This window comes from Candidatus Nitrotoga sp. M5 (assembly GCF_927904885.1).
Lineage (GTDB): Bacteria > Pseudomonadota > Gammaproteobacteria > Burkholderiales > Gallionellaceae > Nitrotoga.
Genome location: NZ_CAKMNW010000079.1, coordinates 22,440 through 40,752, shown reverse-complemented (window position 1 = coordinate 40,752; position 18,313 = coordinate 22,440). Strand labels below are relative to the sequence as shown.

The 18,313-nt window shown below is 50.1% G+C and carries 17 protein-coding genes and 1 other RNA gene; 16 read left to right on the top strand and 2 right to left on the bottom strand.

The window, feature by feature from the left end:
* The first annotated feature begins 427 nt into the window (after positions 1 to 427).
* Entirely contained in the window at positions 428 to 1,825 is a 1,398-nt protein-coding gene (locus MJ770_RS14420) for a mechanosensitive ion channel family protein (RefSeq protein ID WP_239255810.1), read from the top strand.
* 34 nt (positions 1,826 to 1,859) lie between these two features.
* On the opposite strand, the gene MJ770_RS14415 is transcribed toward MJ770_RS14420, so the two are convergent.
* Complete coding sequence (locus MJ770_RS14415; RefSeq protein ID WP_239255808.1) at positions 1,860 to 2,255, bottom strand: hypothetical protein; 396 nt, start codon at positions 2,253 to 2,255, stop codon at positions 1,860 to 1,862.
* A 3-nt stretch (positions 2,256 to 2,258) separates the two neighbouring features.
* Between MJ770_RS14415 and rnpB the strand changes: the two genes are divergently transcribed.
* Positions 2,259 to 2,611: RNase P RNA component class A (rnpB, locus tag MJ770_RS14410), an RNA gene on the top strand.
* A gap of 115 nt (positions 2,612 to 2,726) precedes the next feature.
* Here rnpB and MJ770_RS14405 read toward each other — a convergent pair.
* Entirely contained in the window at positions 2,727 to 2,864 is a 138-nt protein-coding gene (locus MJ770_RS14405; protein WP_239255806.1) for a hypothetical protein, read from the bottom strand.
* Between the two features lie 170 nt (positions 2,865 to 3,034).
* On the opposite strand from MJ770_RS14405, the gene mraZ reads away from it, so the two are divergent.
* Genes mraZ through MJ770_RS14335 form a run of 14 tightly spaced genes read left to right on the top strand, consistent with a single transcriptional unit; the run spans position 3,035 to position 18,243 of the window.
* Positions 3,035 to 3,481 carry a division/cell wall cluster transcriptional repressor MraZ gene (gene mraZ, locus MJ770_RS14400; protein ID WP_239255827.1) on the top strand — a complete coding sequence of 149 codons (447 nt, stop codon included), beginning with the start codon at positions 3,035 to 3,037 and terminating at the stop codon, positions 3,479 to 3,481.
* Positions 3,478 to 4,437 (top strand): 16S rRNA (cytosine(1402)-N(4))-methyltransferase RsmH, encoded by a 960-nt coding sequence (gene rsmH / locus MJ770_RS14395; RefSeq protein WP_239255804.1) that lies wholly within the window; start codon positions 3,478 to 3,480, stop codon positions 4,435 to 4,437. The genes mraZ and rsmH overlap by 4 nt, the downstream gene beginning before the upstream one ends.
* A complete protein-coding gene (gene ftsL / locus MJ770_RS14390) occupies positions 4,430 to 4,720 on the top strand; it encodes a cell division protein FtsL (RefSeq protein WP_239255802.1) in 291 nt (96 codons plus the stop codon). The genes rsmH and ftsL overlap by 8 nt, the downstream gene beginning before the upstream one ends.
* On the top strand, positions 4,717 to 6,450 hold the full coding sequence (locus MJ770_RS14385) for a peptidoglycan D,D-transpeptidase FtsI family protein (protein ID WP_239255800.1): 1,734 nt from the start codon (positions 4,717 to 4,719) through the stop codon (positions 6,448 to 6,450). The genes ftsL and MJ770_RS14385 overlap by 4 nt, the downstream gene beginning before the upstream one ends.
* Positions 6,447 to 7,979, top strand: coding sequence for a UDP-N-acetylmuramoyl-L-alanyl-D-glutamate--2,6-diaminopimelate ligase (locus MJ770_RS14380; protein WP_239255798.1), 1,533 nt, complete (start codon positions 6,447 to 6,449; stop codon positions 7,977 to 7,979). The genes MJ770_RS14385 and MJ770_RS14380 overlap by 4 nt, the downstream gene beginning before the upstream one ends.
* The gene (locus MJ770_RS14375; RefSeq protein ID WP_239255796.1) at positions 7,976 to 9,409 is read left to right on the top strand and encodes a UDP-N-acetylmuramoyl-tripeptide--D-alanyl-D-alanine ligase; all 1,434 of its coding nucleotides are present in this window, start codon (positions 7,976 to 7,978) and stop codon (positions 9,407 to 9,409) included. Before MJ770_RS14380 ends, MJ770_RS14375 begins: the two co-directional genes overlap by 4 nt.
* 23 nt (positions 9,410 to 9,432) lie before the next feature.
* Positions 9,433 to 10,518: a phospho-N-acetylmuramoyl-pentapeptide-transferase gene (mraY, locus tag MJ770_RS14370; RefSeq protein WP_239255794.1), complete on the top strand. Its 1,086-nt coding sequence runs from the start codon at positions 9,433 to 9,435 to the stop codon at positions 10,516 to 10,518.
* Positions 10,515 to 11,915 (top strand): UDP-N-acetylmuramoyl-L-alanine--D-glutamate ligase, encoded by a 1,401-nt coding sequence (murD, locus tag MJ770_RS14365; RefSeq protein WP_239255792.1) that lies wholly within the window; start codon positions 10,515 to 10,517, stop codon positions 11,913 to 11,915. Before mraY ends, murD begins: the two co-directional genes overlap by 4 nt.
* Positions 11,897 to 13,060, top strand: a complete 1,164-nt coding sequence (ftsW, locus tag MJ770_RS14360; protein ID WP_239255790.1) for a putative lipid II flippase FtsW — start codon at positions 11,897 to 11,899, stop codon at positions 13,058 to 13,060. The genes murD and ftsW overlap by 19 nt, the downstream gene beginning before the upstream one ends.
* Positions 13,057 to 14,118 (top strand): undecaprenyldiphospho-muramoylpentapeptide beta-N-acetylglucosaminyltransferase, encoded by a 1,062-nt coding sequence (murG, locus tag MJ770_RS14355; protein WP_239255788.1) that lies wholly within the window; start codon positions 13,057 to 13,059, stop codon positions 14,116 to 14,118. Before ftsW ends, murG begins: the two co-directional genes overlap by 4 nt.
* On the top strand, positions 14,115 to 15,533 hold the full coding sequence (gene murC / locus MJ770_RS14350; RefSeq protein ID WP_239255786.1) for a UDP-N-acetylmuramate--L-alanine ligase: 1,419 nt from the start codon (positions 14,115 to 14,117) through the stop codon (positions 15,531 to 15,533). The genes murG and murC overlap by 4 nt, the downstream gene beginning before the upstream one ends.
* The gene (murB, locus tag MJ770_RS14345; RefSeq protein ID WP_239255784.1) at positions 15,530 to 16,513 is read left to right on the top strand and encodes a UDP-N-acetylmuramate dehydrogenase; all 984 of its coding nucleotides are present in this window, start codon (positions 15,530 to 15,532) and stop codon (positions 16,511 to 16,513) included. The genes murC and murB overlap by 4 nt, the downstream gene beginning before the upstream one ends.
* Positions 16,506 to 17,453 (top strand): D-alanine--D-alanine ligase, encoded by a 948-nt coding sequence (locus tag MJ770_RS14340; protein ID WP_239255782.1) that lies wholly within the window; start codon positions 16,506 to 16,508, stop codon positions 17,451 to 17,453. The genes murB and MJ770_RS14340 overlap by 8 nt, the downstream gene beginning before the upstream one ends.
* Complete coding sequence (locus tag MJ770_RS14335) at positions 17,443 to 18,243, top strand: cell division protein FtsQ/DivIB (RefSeq protein WP_239255780.1); 801 nt, start codon at positions 17,443 to 17,445, stop codon at positions 18,241 to 18,243. The genes MJ770_RS14340 and MJ770_RS14335 overlap by 11 nt, the downstream gene beginning before the upstream one ends.
* Positions 18,244 to 18,313 lie beyond the last annotated feature (70 nt).

Genomic DNA, 18,313 nt, shown 5'->3' with positions numbered 1-18,313 from the left:
AAACTCATCGCAAGAAGTTGCCACAATACCGATTGCACATGCTTCCAAGGCGCACAGACACCCCCCAGTCAGAACTCCTACCCTTTGGATTTACCTCGGCAATTGCAAACTCTCAGGCCTAACATTCCAATAAACTTTTGCAAAGTTAGACCTGGCACTGCGGGTTCTTCATTGAGCTACGTGGCCACATGTTCGGCACTTCTAGTACCGCATCCTATTGGGATCGAGTATTCAGCCCGTTGACCGCGGGCGGCAAACTGATGTTATCTGGTTATACAGGTGCTAGTCTGGGTTTTCTTGTGGTACTTTGATGCTATTTGCACTGGGCTTTTTGGACGCCCCTCCGGGTGACCCGGCAACGCATGAATGGAGCACTAGCAGCGAACCTGCCCATGGGCAGCCACCATCCACAACTGGAGACTCTTAAATGCTTAATTTAGCCAAGTTGACCCTACTGGTATTGTTATTGTCCTTTCCTGTCTATGGCTTCTCTCAAGCTGCGACAACAGAGCCCGTCGAATCGGAAGCTGCCACGGTGGCCGTTGAACACGACAGCGGTAAAGACGAACGCATAAAGAAAAGAATTGAGGGTATCTTTGGTGAGATGGATTCCCTGGCTGCTGTTCAGATACAAGTCAAAGAGGGTGTGGTGACACTTGCTGGCGAAACCGCTAATCAAGCCGATGCTGCAAAAGCTCAACGGTTATCCAGTCGCCTAGAAGGTGTGGTGGCGGTTGAAGATAAAATCGACCGAACACTCAATTTACGCGAGAACGTCGAACCTGTGATTGACCGTTTTAAGCAGCACTCTAAGACTTTGCTCAAGGCTTTCCCTTTGCTGGTGTTGGCCCTGATAGCTGTAATTCTTTCAACCATGGCCGGTGCATTCTTGAGCCGGCGTAAAACCTTTCTTAACAAAATTACGCCCAATGCTTTTCTCGCAGAATTGCTGGGCCAAGCCCTGCGCATTCTGGGATTTGTGTTAGGTTTAATTTTCGCATTGAATCTGCTTGGTGCCAGCAAGATTGTGGCAACTTTATTAGGCGGTGCAGGGGTGATTGGCCTGGCCATCGGCTTTGCAGTGCGCGACACCATAGAAAACTATATCGCCAGTATTATGCTCAGTTTGCGTCAGCCCTTTCGTGTCAAAGACCATGTTTTTATCAACGAGCATGAGGGCATAGTAGTGCGGCTGACTTCGCGATCTACCTTGCTGATGACGCTGGATGGCAACCACTTGCGCATTCCCAACTCCACTGTTTTCAAGGGCATCATACTCAACTTCAGTACCAATCCAGAGCGCAGATTTCAGTTTGAGTTAGGTGTAGACGCTACGGATGATCCCGTTGCTGCAATGCAAACCGGTCTTAAAACTATCAAATCACTGGACTTTGTGCTGACAGACCCCCCTCCGAGTGCGATCATAGAGACCGTTGGTGACTCCAATATCGTGATCAGTTTCAGAGCGTGGGTGGACCAACGCACAAGCGACTATGGTAAGGCGCGCAGTCTCTGTATCAGAGCCGTAATGCGCGTTTTGGAAGATCAAGGCTTTACCCTGCCAGAACCCATTTATCGTCTGCGTTTTGACCCTGGCCTGGACAGCGCGCTTCAGAAGCGCATTGGGGCGCAGGCTGCACCTGAAGCCGATAGCGCCAAGCCCAAGCCACAAAGAGAAGAAATGCACCCTTTAAAAATTCAACCTACCGTTGATGAATCCTCGTTAGATGTTTCACCCGATACGCATCTGAATGAAAAGGTGGATGAGGAAATTATGGTGCAAGGCGAAAACGACCTGCTCGATGATGAGCGTCCGCGGGAGTAAGATCGAACAGTTAGTAAACATAGTTAAGGGTTTTCTATTCCTCGATCGAATAGGAATACAAAAACTGTCGCCGCCAGAACAAGCTTTTATCCACTTCGCTCAATTCCACAATTTCGTATACCTTGTCCCAAAGCTGTTCAATGACATCGTTGATGCGTGTAAAAATAGCGCGGGCATCGTTTTGTGAAAGCAGAAAGTAATTCGCACTTTGGCGACAAGTTTCAAGTTGGGTAAAGTTGTTGCCCGAGATAAGCATGGCTTGTGAAGTCTCATAGACTGTGCGCCCTTGAGGGTTAATATAATAGGTAAGTGCAAGAGTCAGTTCGCTAACACTCCAGAATGGCGCAAACAGCAAAATCAGGTCTAATAAAATATCAGTCTCACCCGCATCTATTTCCCGAGTCGTATTTCTATACCGTGGTAAACTCACTGCGAAGCTGGCTAGACAGTCGCCGCGCCCACAAATAAGGGCGGGGAGGAAAGTCCGGGCTCCATAGAGCAAGATGCCGGTTAATGGCCGGACACCGTGAGGTGATGACAAGTGCCACAGAGAATAGTCTGCCTAAGTTCCGCAAGGAAACGGCGATGGTGAAACGGCGGGGTAAGAGCCCACCGCGGACGTGGTAACACGGACGGCACGGTAAACTCCATCTGGAGCAAGACCAAATAGGCAGGTAATGACGTGGCTCGCGTCGCCTGCGGGTAGGTTGCTTGAGCGTAAGGTAACGAAACGCCTAGAGGAATGACTGTCCACGACAGAACCCGGCTTATCGGCTGGCTTCACTTTATTCGATAAATATCTAACGTAACGATCCTTCTGGTGGGGACGGTTGTAGCATAGATTGGCATCAACGACATCACTGCCGAAAGCGTAGCTTCTAGCAAGTTTTTGTTTTTTCATTTAAATAAAAATAAAAACAACCACAGCCACCTTATTTAATTTCACATTTCCTCCAGCATCACTCAAATCCTCCGCAAGTCCAATATCCCCCGCAAGCTGCAAAAAAAAACCATAAACAACCTTAGCGTTTTTGTGCAATCCATTCTTTATTAAAGAAATTAATACAACATCAATTTTTAAGCTCTAACTACTTGTCGCGCAAAGAAAAATCTAATTTTATTGCTTGACCCAGCCTGTTTTTTTCAATATAGTGAAGCGAAGTGGGGAAAAGTGGGTTTTTGTGGGTAAACAAGAACAGGATTGCAATGATGTTTCAGGGAGCAGCACAACTCAATTTGGATAGCAAAGGCAGGCTCGCGATACCAGCTCGGCATCGTGACGTATTGCTTGTCCATTGCACAGGTCAGTTAGTGCTAACCGCTGATGCAGATGGTTGCTTGCTCTGCTATCCGCAGCCCGAATGGCAGCCAATACGTGACAAGCTGCTCAAGTTATCCTCCCTTAACCCACGTATCCGCGCGTTACAGCGCCGCCTGGTTGGCTACGCCGAAGATGTCGAAATGGATGCAGCGGGACGCGTACTCATTTCTCCTGCCTTGCGCAGCTACGCGATGCTGGATAAGCGCGTAATGCTGATTGGCCAAGGCAATAAGCTCGAATTATGGGATGAGGCAAAGTGGACAGCGCAGCAGGAATTGGCGTTGTCCTTTGCCGATGGCGAACTTCCCCCAGAGCTGGAGGGGTTCACGTTGTGAGCGGTTGCTTATCTCACGCACCAAATTTGTTTCACGAAACTGTTTTATTACACGAAGCCATTGAAGGATTGCAGATAAAACCGGACGGCGTCTATGTGGACGGCACATTCGGGCGCGGTGGGCACAGTCAGTTGATACTGCAAAAATTGGGCGAGATAGGTCGTTTGGTTGCCTTGGACAAGGATCCTGCGGCGGTTGCTGCGGCGCAGGCAATTAATGATCCGCGCTTTGTCATGGTGCATAGCGGATTCGCGCACTTGGCTGAGGTGTTAAGCAAACTGGCGATTGAAAAAGTGGACGGAGTGTTGCTCGATTTGGGGGTGTCTTCGCCGCAACTGGATGATGAACAACGTGGTTTCAGCTTCCGTTTCGACGCGCCGCTGGATATGCGTATGGATACCAGCAGCGGTCGAACCGCAGCGGAATGGCTTGCTACCGTAGATGAAAAATTGCTTGGAGGAGTAATAAGTGACTATGGCGAGGAACGGTTTGCTACACAGATTGCAAGAGCGCTTGTTGCTGCACGCCAAGAGAAATCTATTGCCACGACACGTCAGCTCAGCGAAATTGTTGCTCAGGCCGTGCGTACCCGTGAGCCAGGGAAAAATCCGGCGACACGCACCTTTCAAGCTATACGGATTTACCTCAACCAAGAACTCGAAGAAATTGCGCGGATTCTCCCGCAATGCGTGGACTGCCTAAGACCAGGAGGGCGTATCGTGGTTATCAGTTTTCATTCGCTGGAAGATCGTATGGTAAAGCACTTCCTGCGCGACATGGCGCAAGGCGACAAGCTGCCGCGTAATTTGCCGATTCGGGCTGCGGACATACCAAAAGGCAGGCTGCGCCTGATTGGCAAAGCGATTCACGCCACCTCACAGGAGGTGGCAATTAACCCACGGGCGCGCAGTGCAGTGATGCGCATAGCCGAACGTGCAGGAGAAGCGGGTGACTAAGCTGCACCTATTGCTCTTGCTTATGGTGATCGTTAGCGCACTGAGCGTTGTGACCTCACAAAACAAGGCGCGCAAATTGTTTACGGCATTACAAACAGAGGATGACCGCGCACAGCAGATGGAAGTGGAATGGGGGCAGCTACAACTTGAGCAAAGTACTTGGGCGATGTCGGCACGGGTGGAGAAAATCGCTGTCAATCAATTGAAAATGCAACAACCGGAAAGTCAACAGATCCAATTTATTTACACCGAAGATCTGAACAAATCATTAACGCAACCATGAATTATTCCAACAAAATACAGGCCGCAAAGCTTACACAATTACCGCAGTGGCGATCACAACTGCTATTTGTGCTGTTGGTACTTGGCATGGCTATATTGGTCGTTCGCGCTATGTATTTGCAAAGCATCCACAATGGTTTCCTGCAACAAGAAGGAGATGCACGTTCCAGCCGCGTCATAGCAATTAACGCGCACCGCGGCATGATTGCCGACCGCAATGGGAAACCGCTCGCGATTAGCACGCCAGTGGAATCTATTAGTGTTAGTCCACAGGATGTGGAAGCGACACAACAACAAGTAAACCAGTTAGCGAAAATTCTGGGCATGAATATAAATGAAGTGAAACGTCGCATATTCGACACTACGCGTAACAACGTTTATCTCAAGCGCCAATTACCACCCGAGCAGGTGGAAAAAATCGTTGAACTGGGCATCCCTGGTATATCGCTACAGCGTGAGTATCGCCGATATTACCCAGGCGGAGACGTGACAGCACACTTGATCGGCTTCACTGACGTGGATGACAACGGTCAAGAAGGACTTGAGCTCGCATTACAAAAACAACTGAGTGGCAAAGCGGGTAGTCAACGCGTAATCAAAGATCTCAGAGGTCATATTGTCGACGACGTTACTAGCATTCGCGCACCCAAGCCTGGCAGCAATCTGACACTTAGCATAGATAGCCAAATTCAATATTTGGCTTACCGGGAACTAAAGCAGGCGGTCAAGCAGCACCACGCCAAAGCCGGTTCTATTGTAGTGCTGGATTCTCAAAGCGGCGAAGTGTTAGCACTAGCCAATTGGCCAAGCTACAACCCTAATAATCGCGCCAAGCCTAACCTTCAGGTGCTGCGAAACCATGCTGTCATTGACCAATTTGAACCGGGCTCCACGCTCAAGCCATTCACCGTGGCAGCGGCACTGGAGGCAGGTAACGTGACGCCACAAACTATTATCAATACCGAGAATGGGGTAATGCAAGTCGGCAGACACAAAATCAATGACACCCATGACGAAGATACACTCACAGTGGCACAAGTAATTCAGAAGTCCAGTAACGTAGGTGCGGCTAAGATTGCGTTATCGTTGCCACCGGAAACAATGTGGCAAGGCCTGAACGAAAGTGGCTTTGGTACGGAAACCGGCAGTGGCTTCCCCGGTGAGGCGGTCGGAAAATTGCGCGATTACGATATGTGGCGACCTATTGAGCAGGCCACCCTTTCCTATGGCCACGGCATTTCCGTCAGCCTGTTACAACTGGCGCGCGCCTATACCATATTTGCAAACAATGGTGAATTGAAGCCAGTGTCATTGCTTAAGTTGGATGCACCCGTATACGGCAAGAAAATATATTCGGATGCCACCGCACGCGAAATACGTGACATGCTGGAACTGGCGACCCTGCCAGGCGGCACTGCCCCTTTGGCACAGATCAATGGCTACCGTGTAGCTGGCAAGACTGGCACAGCGCATAAGCTAGCGAAGGGGCGCTATATCAATCGTTATATTTCTTCATTTGTCGGATTGGCACCCGCGTCCAACCCACGATTGATCGTGGCAGTAATGATAAACGAGCCCAACAACGGTCAATATTACGGCGGTTTGGTCGCAGCACCTGTATTTAGTAACGTGATGGGCGCGGCACTACGCCTGCTCAACGTGCCTAACGATACACAGTTCGGCAATATATTAATGCCGAACTCTCTCGATGCTGTGAAGGAGGAAGTGTGAACCTTCATTCAGACCTGATTGCATCCCTAGGTGTTACGGTCACGCGGCTAGTAACAGATAGCCGCGCGGTTGCGCCAGGCGATACATTCGTCGCCTATCCAGGCAGCAAAACGGATGGGCGTCAGTTCATCAAGCAAGCTATAGCAAATGGCGCCAATGCAGTAATCTGGGAGGCCCACGGTTTTAGCTGGAGCGAAGCGTGGCAGCTGCCCAATTTGGCAGTAATCGATCTGCGTCATCATGCCGGAGAGATAGCTGATCATGTCTATGGCAGCCCTTCGCAAAAATTGTGGATGGTCGGTATCACCGGTACCAATGGTAAGACCTCCTGTTGCCACTGGATTGCACAATCATTTTGCGCGCTAGGCAAAAAAACCGCGATGATCGGGACCTTGGGCAACGGTTTCCACCCTGCTTTGCAGCCCACTCTGAACACTACTCCCGATGCCATCCACCTGCATAAATTATTAGCTGATTATCTCGAACAAGGCGCACAAGCTGCGGCAATGGAAGTGTCTTCTCATGCTTTGGAACAGGAACGTGTGAATGGGGTGCAATTCGATGTGGCACTACTTACAAACCTCAGCCAAGATCATCTCGATTACCACGGCGACATGCATGGCTATGCGGCGGCCAAGCGCCGTTTATTCAATAAGCAACAGCTTAAGTACGTTGTACTCAACCTGGATGATGCATTTGGTGTCGAGATTGCCGAGCAACTGCAGGACGAGGAAGTCGAGGTGGTGGGCTACGGTCTGAATGATTCCGCTTTGGCCTTGGCCGAGCGTCTCGGTTTACGCATGGTTTACGGCGGCGCATTACGCATGGATGCGCATGGATTTAGCCTGCCAATACATTCCAGCTGGGGCGGGGGCGAGCTGCATAGCGCACTGATCGGACGATTTAATGTTTCGAATTTGTTGGGCGTTATGGCGGTGTTGCTGGTGAGCGGAGTGACGTTAAGCAAAGCGCTGCACGAATTGTCGCATATCACTGCGGTGCCTGGACGCATGCAGACTTTTGGTGATGACTTTCGCCCAACTGTAGTAGTGGACTATGCACATACCCCAGATGCACTGGAAAAAGTGTTGCAGGCTGTACGTGAAGTGGTTGGCCGGAAAATTGCAGGGACTTACGGCGGCAAACTGATTTGTGTATTCGGTTGTGGTGGCGACCGCGACCGCGGTAAACGGCCGATGATGGGGGCTATCGCCGCCAAATTGGCAGACATCTCTATCATTACCAGCGACAACCCGCGCAGTGAAGCGCCACTCGACATTATCGCAGCCATTGTGTCCGGCATGACATCTGAAAGTGAGAAAGCAAACAGCACATACCAAATCATCGAAGATCGTGCCTCGGCCATCGCACAAGCAGTACTCAACGCGCACGCGACAGATGTCGTGCTGATTGCCGGAAAAGGACACGAATCATATCAGGAAATCAGGGATGTGAAATATCCGTTTAGCGACGCCGAGATTGTACAGCGGGCATTATTGGCGTGGCGCAATGTGGAGCAGCGGGCATGATGCTGCTATCGCAGGTCGCGCACGTGCTGGGCTGCAAGCTTGTCGGCCACGATACATCATTTACCTCCGTCTCCAGCGATAGTCGAGCGATTAAAGCAGGCGATCTTTTTGTAGCATTGCAGGGGGAAAATTTCGACGGTAGCGCATTTGTTGCCGGCGCTACTGAAAGCGGCGCAGTCGCTGCATTGATAAATACTACAAGTTATCGAGAAGCTGCGTCACCGTGCCCACTGCTGCTGGTAGAAGACACGCGCCTGGCATTAGGCCATCTGGCAGCTTATTGGCGTACGCAGCTCAACATCCCCGTGATAGCAATAACCGGCAGCAACGGCAAGACTACGGTAAAGGAAATGTTGGCAAGCATATTGCGTACGGCGACAGATGATGATGACGCAGTGTTAGCAACACTTGGAAATCTCAACAATGACATTGGCGTACCACTTACCTTGCTTAAGTTACGAGCCGCGCATCGTTATGCGGTGATCGAGATGGGTATGAACCATCAGGGAGAAATTGAATACCTGACCCGGATGGCTCGGCCGGATGTCGCTATCGTCAACAATGCGGGCAGTGCACATTTGGCTGGACTGGGTTCGGTGGCCGCGGTGGCACGCGCTAAAGGAGAAATTTTCACAGGATTGTCGCCTCAAGGCACTGCGATTATTAATGCCGATGACGTTTATGCACCACTTTGGCGCGAGTTGGCAGACGACCATAAGATTATTGAATTCAGTCTGGAAAAAAATGCTGCGGTACATGCGCAATGGCAAGTAAAGGATAAGGGCATGTATATAGAAGTGAGCACGCCGCAGGGTAACTTCAATGCTCAGTTGCAAGTACCGGGTGCGCACAATGTACGCAACGCGCTAGCCGCTACTGCGGCAGCGCTGGCCTTGCACGTGCCCTTGTTAGCGATTGCGACAGGACTGGAAGCTTTTTCTGGCGTAGCCGCTCGCTTGCAGCGAAAAACTGCACTGCATGGTGCGATGTTGATAGATGACAGCTACAACGCCAATCCGACTTCATTGCACGCCGCACTTGAGGTATTGGCGCAGCGCTCCGGCAAAAAAATTCTTGTGCTGGGCGACATGGGAGAGTTGGGAGAAAACGCCGTACGCCTGCATAGCGAAATTGGCACAGAAGCTCAACGTTTGGGGGTAACCCAGCTATTAGCACTGGGCAAATTGACAGTTCATGCGGTACATAAGTTTGGCACAGGCGCTCATCACTTTGAACATATTGAAGATTTATTCGCTGTGCTGGATAAGATTCTGGATAGTGATAGTACGGTATTAGTTAAGGGCTCGCGCTTTATGCGCATGGAAAGAGTGGTGCAGCACTGCACTGGAACAAATGAATTAAAAGAGGAAAAAAGCAGGGAAGATCCCATGCATAAGCGTCACCATCCTTCATTAACCCATCCCTTTTAACCGACCAGCCGAAAGAAACAAAAATGTTACTTCAATTCGCGCAATGGTTATCGCAATATTTCAGCGTATTCAGTGTATTCAATTACATCACGCTGCGCGCTGTGCTGGCAGCAATGACTGCATTGTCTATTTCTTTCCTGGTTGGGCCGATGATGATACGCAAGCTGACCGCCTATAAAATAGGACAAGCTGTAAGAGATGACGGCCCTCAGACACATCTGATAAAAGCTGGCACGCCAACCATGGGGGGCGCGTTAATTCTTACCTCGATAGCCATCACCACGTTATTGTGGGCCGATTTGAATAACCAGTATGTATGGGTGGTGTTGCTCTCCACATTGGGATTTGGTGCAATCGGTTGGGTCGATGATTACCGCAAGGTGGTACACCGCAACCCCAAGGGGCTGTCTGCCAAAGCCAAAATATTCTGGCAATCCATCATTGCGCTGATCGTAGCGGCGTACCTGTGGCAGACCGCCATCCTGCCTGCACATACTGAACTTATCGTGCCCTTCTTCAAGTATCTGGTATTTCCGCTAACTGCATTCACTTTCATTATGCTCACCTACCTCGTTATCGTTGGCACCAGTAACGCAGTCAATTTGACCGATGGTCTGGACGGTTTGGCAATCATGCCCACGGTAATGATTAGCAGTGCACTGGCAATTTTTGCATATGTTGCAGGCCATGCTGTGTTCTCCAAGTATCTTGGAATGCCACACATCCCTGGCGCGAGCGAATTGGCAGTGTTCTGCGGCGCAATTGCGGGCGCGGGGCTCGCTTTCTTGTGGTTTAACGCTTATCCGGCAGAAGTCTTCATGGGCGACGTAGGTGCGTTGGCGTTGGGCGCTGCACTTGGCACGGTGGCGGTGATCGTACGTCAGGAATTTGTACTACTTATCATGGGTGGGGTGTTCGTACTGGAAACGTTGTCAGTGGTCATCCAGGTGGTTTCTTTCAAGCTTACTGGCAAGCGTATTTTTCGCATGGCACCGCTCCATCATCATTTTGAGTTAAAAGGCTGGAAAGAGAATCAAGTGGTTGTTCGGTTTTGGATTATTTCGATGATGTTGGTATTAATTGGATTGACTACACTTAAATTACGATGATCCAAATATCAAATAAATCTGTGCTAGTACTTGGACTCGGAGAGACTGGGCTATCTCTGGTCCGCTGGCTTATTGTGCAGGGCGCGCGCGTGCACGCTGCCGACAGTCGTGACTGCCCTCCCTCTCTGGATGCATTGCGCACTCAATTTCCCGAGATGGAATTGCATTGTGGTACGTTTCGTAACGAATTGCTCAATGGTGTCGATTTGATTGCCATCAGTCCTGGCATACCATTAAGTAGCCAGTTCGTAGTACAGGCTACGGCACGTGGCATTCCAATAGTCGGGGATATTGAATTGTTTGCGCAATCAGTGCCGCAAGATCAGCGCCCGAAAATTATTGCCATCACCGGTGCCAATGGCAAGACCACGGTAGCCAGCATGGTCGGTGCAATGTGCCGAGCGGCAGGTTTGGACACGGAAGTTGCTGGCAATATTTCGCCCACTGTGTTGGATGTGCTATTACAGCGCCAAGGACAACAGCCGGACGTTTGGGTACTTGAACTTTCCAGCTTCCAATTGGAAACCACTTCCTCGCTAAATGCTGATGCAGCAACAGTGCTCAATATCAGCGAAGACCATCTCGATCGTTATCCCGGCATAAACGAATATATAGCCGCCAAGGCGCGTATCTTCCACAACAACGGACAACGAAGCGCGCAAGTACTTAATCGCGATGATGAAATTAGTGCTGGCATGGCGTTATCAGGCTGCATACAAAATACATTTGGATTGAATACCCCGCCTCTCACCGATAGTGACTGGGGTATAGATAGCAGCAGTGAGGGTGCATGGTTAATGCATGGTCAGCGACGTGTCATGAACGCCAATGAGCTGCGAGTGGCGGGATTGCATAATGTGGCTAATGCATTGGCTGCTCTAGCCTTGTGCCATGCAGTGGGTTTGCCGATAGAACCGCTACTGAATGCGTTACGCGCTTTCGAGGGCTTGCCGCACCGCGTGCAACCCATAGCGGAAATCAATGGCATCGTTTATTACGATGACTCAAAAGGAACTAATGTCGGCGCCACTATAGCTGCACTGCAGGGTTTAAGACGGCCTGTCGTTTTAATTGCGGGCGGAGAGGGCAAAGGACAGGACTTTTCGCCGCTCTATCCGGCCGTGACGCAGCATGCGCGTGCTGTAGTACTCATCGGACGCGATGCCGACAAGATTGTAGCGGTACTACAAAATTGCAGTGTGCCTGTGGTTAATGCGCGGGATATGGACGATGCTGTGCGTCAGAGTGCCTCTCTGGCACAACCAGGTGACGCAGTGCTGTTATCACCTGCTTGCGCCAGCTTTGATATGTTCCGTAACTACAGCCACCGTGCTGAAAAATTTATCGACGCAGTGCAGGCATTACAAAGGGATATGGCATGCTCACCGCAAGTCTGACCAGACGCCACAATGCATGGGTTGAATACGACATGATACTGTCGTGGATAACCATCGCGTTGCTGTCGTTCGGGCTAGTAATGGTGTATTCGGCTTCTATCGCCACTGCCGAAGCAAGCAAATATACGGACTTTCAGCCTGCTTATTACTTGATGCTGCATGCCCTGTATATTTTCGTAGGGGTCGTAGCCGGTGCAATGGCGTTCCAAATATCTCTACAGCACTGGCAAAAGCTGGCGCCCTATCTGTTTCTGCTTGGCGTGGCACTTTTGATTCTAGTGCTTATCCCTGGCATTGGGCGCGAAGTTAATGGCAGCCGCCGTTGGCTTTCATTGTTCGTCATTAATCTCCAGCCATCTGAACTCATAAAATTATTTGCCGTCTTATATGCGGCTGATTACACCGTGCGCAAAGGTTTAGTCAAAGATCACTGGGGCCAGGCATTTCTGCCGATGTTTGCAGTGATGGCACTGGTTGGAGGTTTATTGTTGCTAGAGCCAGATATGGGCTCTTTCGTGGTGATTTGTATTGTCTCAATGTGCATTCTGTTTCTTGGCGGGTTTAATATCAAGGTGTTCGCCGGATTGATGATTGCCCTGCCTGTCGCATTTGTTTCTCTTATTTTCTCATCAGAATACCGCACGGCACGTGTATTCGGTTTCTGGGATCCATGGTCTGACCCTTACGGCAAGGGATACCAGTTAAGTCATTCGTTAATCGCATTTGGTCGCGGCGAATGGTTCGGCGTGGGATTGGGTGGCAGCCTCCAAAAATTATTCTATTTGCCTGAAGCACATACGGATTTTTTACTCGCGGTTATTGCTGAAGAGCTTGGCTTCGTTGGTGTATGCATGGTTATCCTGTTATTTGTTGGGCTGATCATTCGCGCCTTCGCCATCGGCCGTCAAGCTGCCAATCTCAATCGCCTGTTTTCCGCACTGGTGGCGCAGGGTATTGCTGCGTGGCTGGGCGTTCAGGCGATGATAAATATTGGCGTAAACACAGGCATATTGCCCACTAAGGGGTTAACCCTGCCCTTTCTAAGTTTTGGCGGTAGCAGCATAGTGGTGAGTTGCATTGCGGCAGCGCTGCTACTTCGTATCGATTGGGAAAACAGACGAATGTTGAGAGGCCTGCCTAAATGACTCGAAATATTCTGATCATGGCTGGTGGAACAGGTGGCCATATATTTCCGGCTTTGGCTGTAGCTGACTACCTGCGCTCAAAAGGTTGGCGCATCATTTGGTTAGGAGCACCTAGAAGCATGGAAGCAGAATTAGTGCCCCAGCATGGCTATGAAATGGCACATGTACGATTTTCCGGGCTGCGCGGGAAGGGGCTGCTACGCAAATTGATGCTACCACTCAATCTGCTGCTGGCATTAGGACAGAGCGGTGCTGCATTGTTACGTCATCGCCCCGACGTAGTGTTAGGCATGGGGGGGTATATCACCTTCCCTGGCGGAATCATGGCTGCATTTATGCGACGTCCATTGTTGATTCACGAACAAAACTCTATTGCCGGACTGAGCAACAAAGTATTGGCGCGATTGGCTGCAAAAGTGCTGAGCGGTTTCCCGTGCGTACTGCCAGCAGCTGAATGGTGCGGCAATCCAGTACGCGATAGCATTACCAAACTATCCGAGCCGGATGTACGCTACGCTGCACGTAGTGGAGTGCTTAACCTATTAGTGCTGGGTGGCAGTTTAGGTGCAAAGGCAATTAATGAATGCGTACCACAGGCATTGGCATTATTACCAGCGGCTACGCGCCACAATGTACTGCACCAAACTGGCAAGCAACATTTGGAAGCAGTACGAACCGCTTATCGGCAGGCGGCAGTCAACGCCGATTCTCAGCCATTCCTGGATGATATGGCGCAGCACTATGCCTGGGCGGACGTAGTGATCTGTCGTGCCGGAGCCTTGACTATCGCCGAACTGGCGGCAGCGGGCGTAGCCAGCATACTGGTGCCATTTCCGTTTGCGGTGGACGATCACCAGACCGGCAATGCACGTTTCCTTAGTGAGCGTGGCGCGGCCACTCTGCTCCCACAGACCGAATTGAAGCCACAATTCTTGGCAAATTTATTACAGGGGATAACCAGAGAACACGCTCTGACCATAGCGCAAAATGCACGCAAACTGGCCAAACCAGAAGCAACACAGTGTGTTGCACAGGCTTGTATGGAGTTGGCCGGATGAAACATAAAGTTAAACACATCCATTTCGTTGGTATAGGTGGATCCGGCATGAGCGGAATAGCCGAAGTATTACTCAACTTGGGTTATCAAGTGAGTGGTTCTGATCTAGCTGACAATGCGATCACACAGCGTATGAAACAACTCGGCGCGACAGTGTATTTGGGACATGCCGATAGTCATTTGGCAAACGCAAATGCAGTGGTAGTGTCTTCCGCAGTGAATCCAGACAACCCGGAAATAATAGCCGCGCGCGCACGCAATATTCCAATAGTGCCGCGCGCAATGATGTTGGCAGAACTGATGCGTTTACGCCAAGGAATCGCGGTGGCAGGCACACATGGAAAGACCACTACCACTAGCCTGACCGCGAGCGTGTTAGCTAAAGGGGGTTTTGATCCAACCTTCGTCATTGGCGGCAAACTTAACAGTAGCGGCACCCACGCCAAACTGGGAACGGGTGAGTTTATCGTAGTGGAAGCTGATGAATCGGATGCTTCGTTTTTGTACTTGCAACCCATCTTGGCTGTCATCACCAACATCGACGCCGATCACATGGAAACATATGAGCATGATTTCTCGAAGCTGAAGCAGGCATTCGTAGATTTCGTCGAACATTTGCCCTTCTATGGCATGGTCATTTTGTGCTTGGACGATGCCAACATACGCGACATTCTGCCCAATATTAGCAAGCAAGTTACTACTTACGGCTTTACTGAAGATGCACAAATACGTGCGGTGAATGTTCGTCACCAAGATGGAAAAATGCGCTTCACTGCGTTATGCCGACAAAACGGACAGCCACGCGATCTGGAAATAATACTCAATCTGCCTGGACAGCATAACGTACTGAATGCACTGGCAGCAATCGCCGTAGGCCTTGAAGTCGGTGTAGCAGATGACGCCATCATTAGCGCACTAGGTGAATTCGAGGGTGTTAGTCGGCGTTTTCAGCGGTATGGTGAGATTCCACTAGTGGGTAGTGGCACCTTCACTCTGATCGATGATTACGGCCATCACCCGATCGAAATACAGGCGACAGTAAATGCCGTGCGTGGGGCATTTCCAGGGCGACGTTTATTGTTGGCGTTTCAGCCCCATCGCTACACCCGTACACGTAATTTATTCGAAGATTTCGTCAAGGTATTAAGCGGGGCGGATGTATTACTTCTAGCTGAAGTATATGCCGCTGGCGAGTCACCCATCGTTGCCGCAGACGGACGAGCAATGGCACACGCGTTACGTATAGCCGGACAAAATGAGGTTTTGTTTGTGGAACATATTCTAGATATGCCACAGGCCATTCTGAACATGGCACAGACCGGTGATGTGGTCGTAACTATGGGAGCAGGCTCTATTGGTGGTGTAGCGAGCGTGCTAAAAAATATAGCCACAAATATTGGCGCACCTACTAAATGAATATGATCGAACCAACACAGTTTATTTCAGAAGAGCTGCGCGGAACGCTACGCCGCAACGTAGCCATGAACCGCCACACCAGTTGGCGTGCTGGTGGCTATGCTGAGAAAGTCTATCAACCCGCTGACTTGGCTGACTTAATGGTTTTCCTGCATACCTTGCCAGCAGATGAGTTAGTAATCGCGGTGGGATTGGGCAGCAATCTATTGGTGCGTGATGGCGGTTTTCACGGCACGGTACTGCTATTACATGCAGCACTTACCGAAATGCATATCGAAGCGGATGGATCGCTCTATGCACAGGCTGGAATATCTGGTGCCAAGCTGGCCCGCTTCGCTGCTAAGCATAACCTGATTGGAGCGGAATTTTTTGCCGGAATTCCCGGCACGTTGGGTGGAATGTTGGCAATGAACGCTGGCTGTTACGGTAGTGAAACTTGGGGGCTGGTAAAAAATGTGCAGACGTTAATGCATAACGGAAAACTATTGGAACGTGAGCCGAATGATTATGAAATTGGTTATCGGCATGTTGCGTTGAAAAAGCAGAGTAAATTCTTAGAAAACAACGACGCCTGCAACTCTATTTCATTACTTATTCACCAAGAGGAGTTTTTTGTCGGCGCGAGACTGCACATGCCCTCTGGTGATGGCGACTTCGCTCGCCGCGAGATTAAATCGCTTCTATCCAAACGCATTACCTCTCAGCCCTTGAACCTGCCGAATGCCGGTTCAGTGTTCCGTAATCCACCTAATGGTTATGCGGCACGTCTGATCGAGCAGTGCGGGTTAAAAAACTTGCAAATTGGCGGCGCGCGCGTCTCTGAACAGCATGCCAACTTTATCGTGAATGTGGGTAGTGCCACAGCGGCAGACATTGAAAATCTGATTAACGAGGTGCAAACCAGCGTGCAACACAAGACAGGTATTTACCTGCATCCGGAAGTGCGCATTATAGGCGAGTACGCAAGCAATCATGAATAAGCAATATATATTTCCACACTCCCGGCCCCCTGCACAACATGGAAAAGTTGCAGTACTGTATGGCGGGTGTTCCGACGAGCGAGAAATCTCGCTCAAGAGCGGTTCAGCCGTACTGACAGCACTACTTAAAAGTGGCGTTAATGCCCAGCCATTTGATCCTGCCGAACAAGATTTGCATAAGCTGCTTGAGTACGGTTTTCAACGCGTATTCATTGCATTGCACGGACGTTTGGGCGAAGACGGCACGGTACAAGGTGCTCTTGAATTGATGAATATCCCATATACCGGTAGCGGCGTATTAGCTTCGGCGTTAGCCATGGATAAGTGGCGCAGCAAATTGGTGTGGCAGGCTGCGGGGCTGCCTATTCCAGCTTACGAAATGCTCGATGCATCCAGCGATTTGGTTGCGATAGCAAATCGACTCGGGTTACCACTTTTCATCAAGCCAGCAAATGAAGGCTCTAGTGTGGGTATCAGTAAAGTTAAAAAGGTCAGTGAACTGCAAGCTGCATATGTAGAAGCAGCAAAGCACGACAAACTGGTAATGGCGGAGACGTTTATCAGCGGGGGCGAATACACCGTCACCATCCTTGGCAGACAGGCACTGCCAGTAATCAAGATAGAACCCGCTAATGAATTTTACGACTACGAGGCAAAATATTTGCGCGACGACACACGTTATCTATGCCCCGCTGGCTTGTCGCAAGAACAAGAATCCGAGATGCAACGTCTGGCAATACAAGGCTTTGAATTGATAGGTGGCACCGGCTGGGGACGCGTAGATTTCTTGATGAGTGCAGCTGAAAAGCCTTATTTGCTAGAAATCAATACCGTACCTGGCATGACCGACCATAGCTTGGTACCAATGGCAGCACTTCAGGCAGGAATGAGTTTCGAACAACTGGTATTAACCATATTGGAGTTATCCCATGTGGAATAAGCCGGAGTTGCTGCACATGATTTCCAGCACGCTGTTCGGCATTTGTTTCGTACTGGTTTTATATGGCGCGTTGCACTATACGTTGCACTTGCCAGTATTTGCGTTACGCGTTGTATCTATTAGCACTGCGCCCCACCAAGTGCTCCCTGCTCAAATTGAAGCAATCGCACGTAATGAATTGAACGGTAATTTTTTCACTATCGATCTGGAAAGCACACGGCAGGCTTTAGAGAGCATCCCCTGGGTACGCAAAGTAAGCATGCGGCGACATTTTCCCTGGCGACTGGAGATAACTCTGGAAGAGCATGTAGCGCTGGCAAATTGGAACGACGCCGGATTAGTGAACACCCACGGTGCAGTGTTCTGGGCAGAAACAAGCCAGCAATTGCCCAATTTCATCGGGCAACCCGATAGTGCAGCCGAAATTACCCAGATGTATGCCGAATTGACTAAGCAGCTTGCACCGCTTAAGCAGGGAATTGCAGAAATCAGTTTGTCTCCGCGCCGTTCCTGGCAGTTGCGCCTGAACAACGGCACGTTGCTGAAATTAGGTCGTGAGCAGTCAAAGCAGCGTCTGGCACGCTTTGTGGCAGTGTACCCATACAGCCTGATGACCATGAAACAAAATGACGAATTTTTTCATGCGGGGAAAGCTCCGCATGAAAATGGACAACAACACAGAGTAGCGTATGTGGATTTACGCTATAGCAATGGATTCGCAGCTTACCTATCAGATACAACAAACGATCTGAGCATGACCGGGAAAAAACGAAATATAGGGCGAAGCTAAAAATCTCATAGAGGGTTTATCTCAAGATGGGACGCGTATCTAGTACCTGCATCGTCCATACAACTAAAAA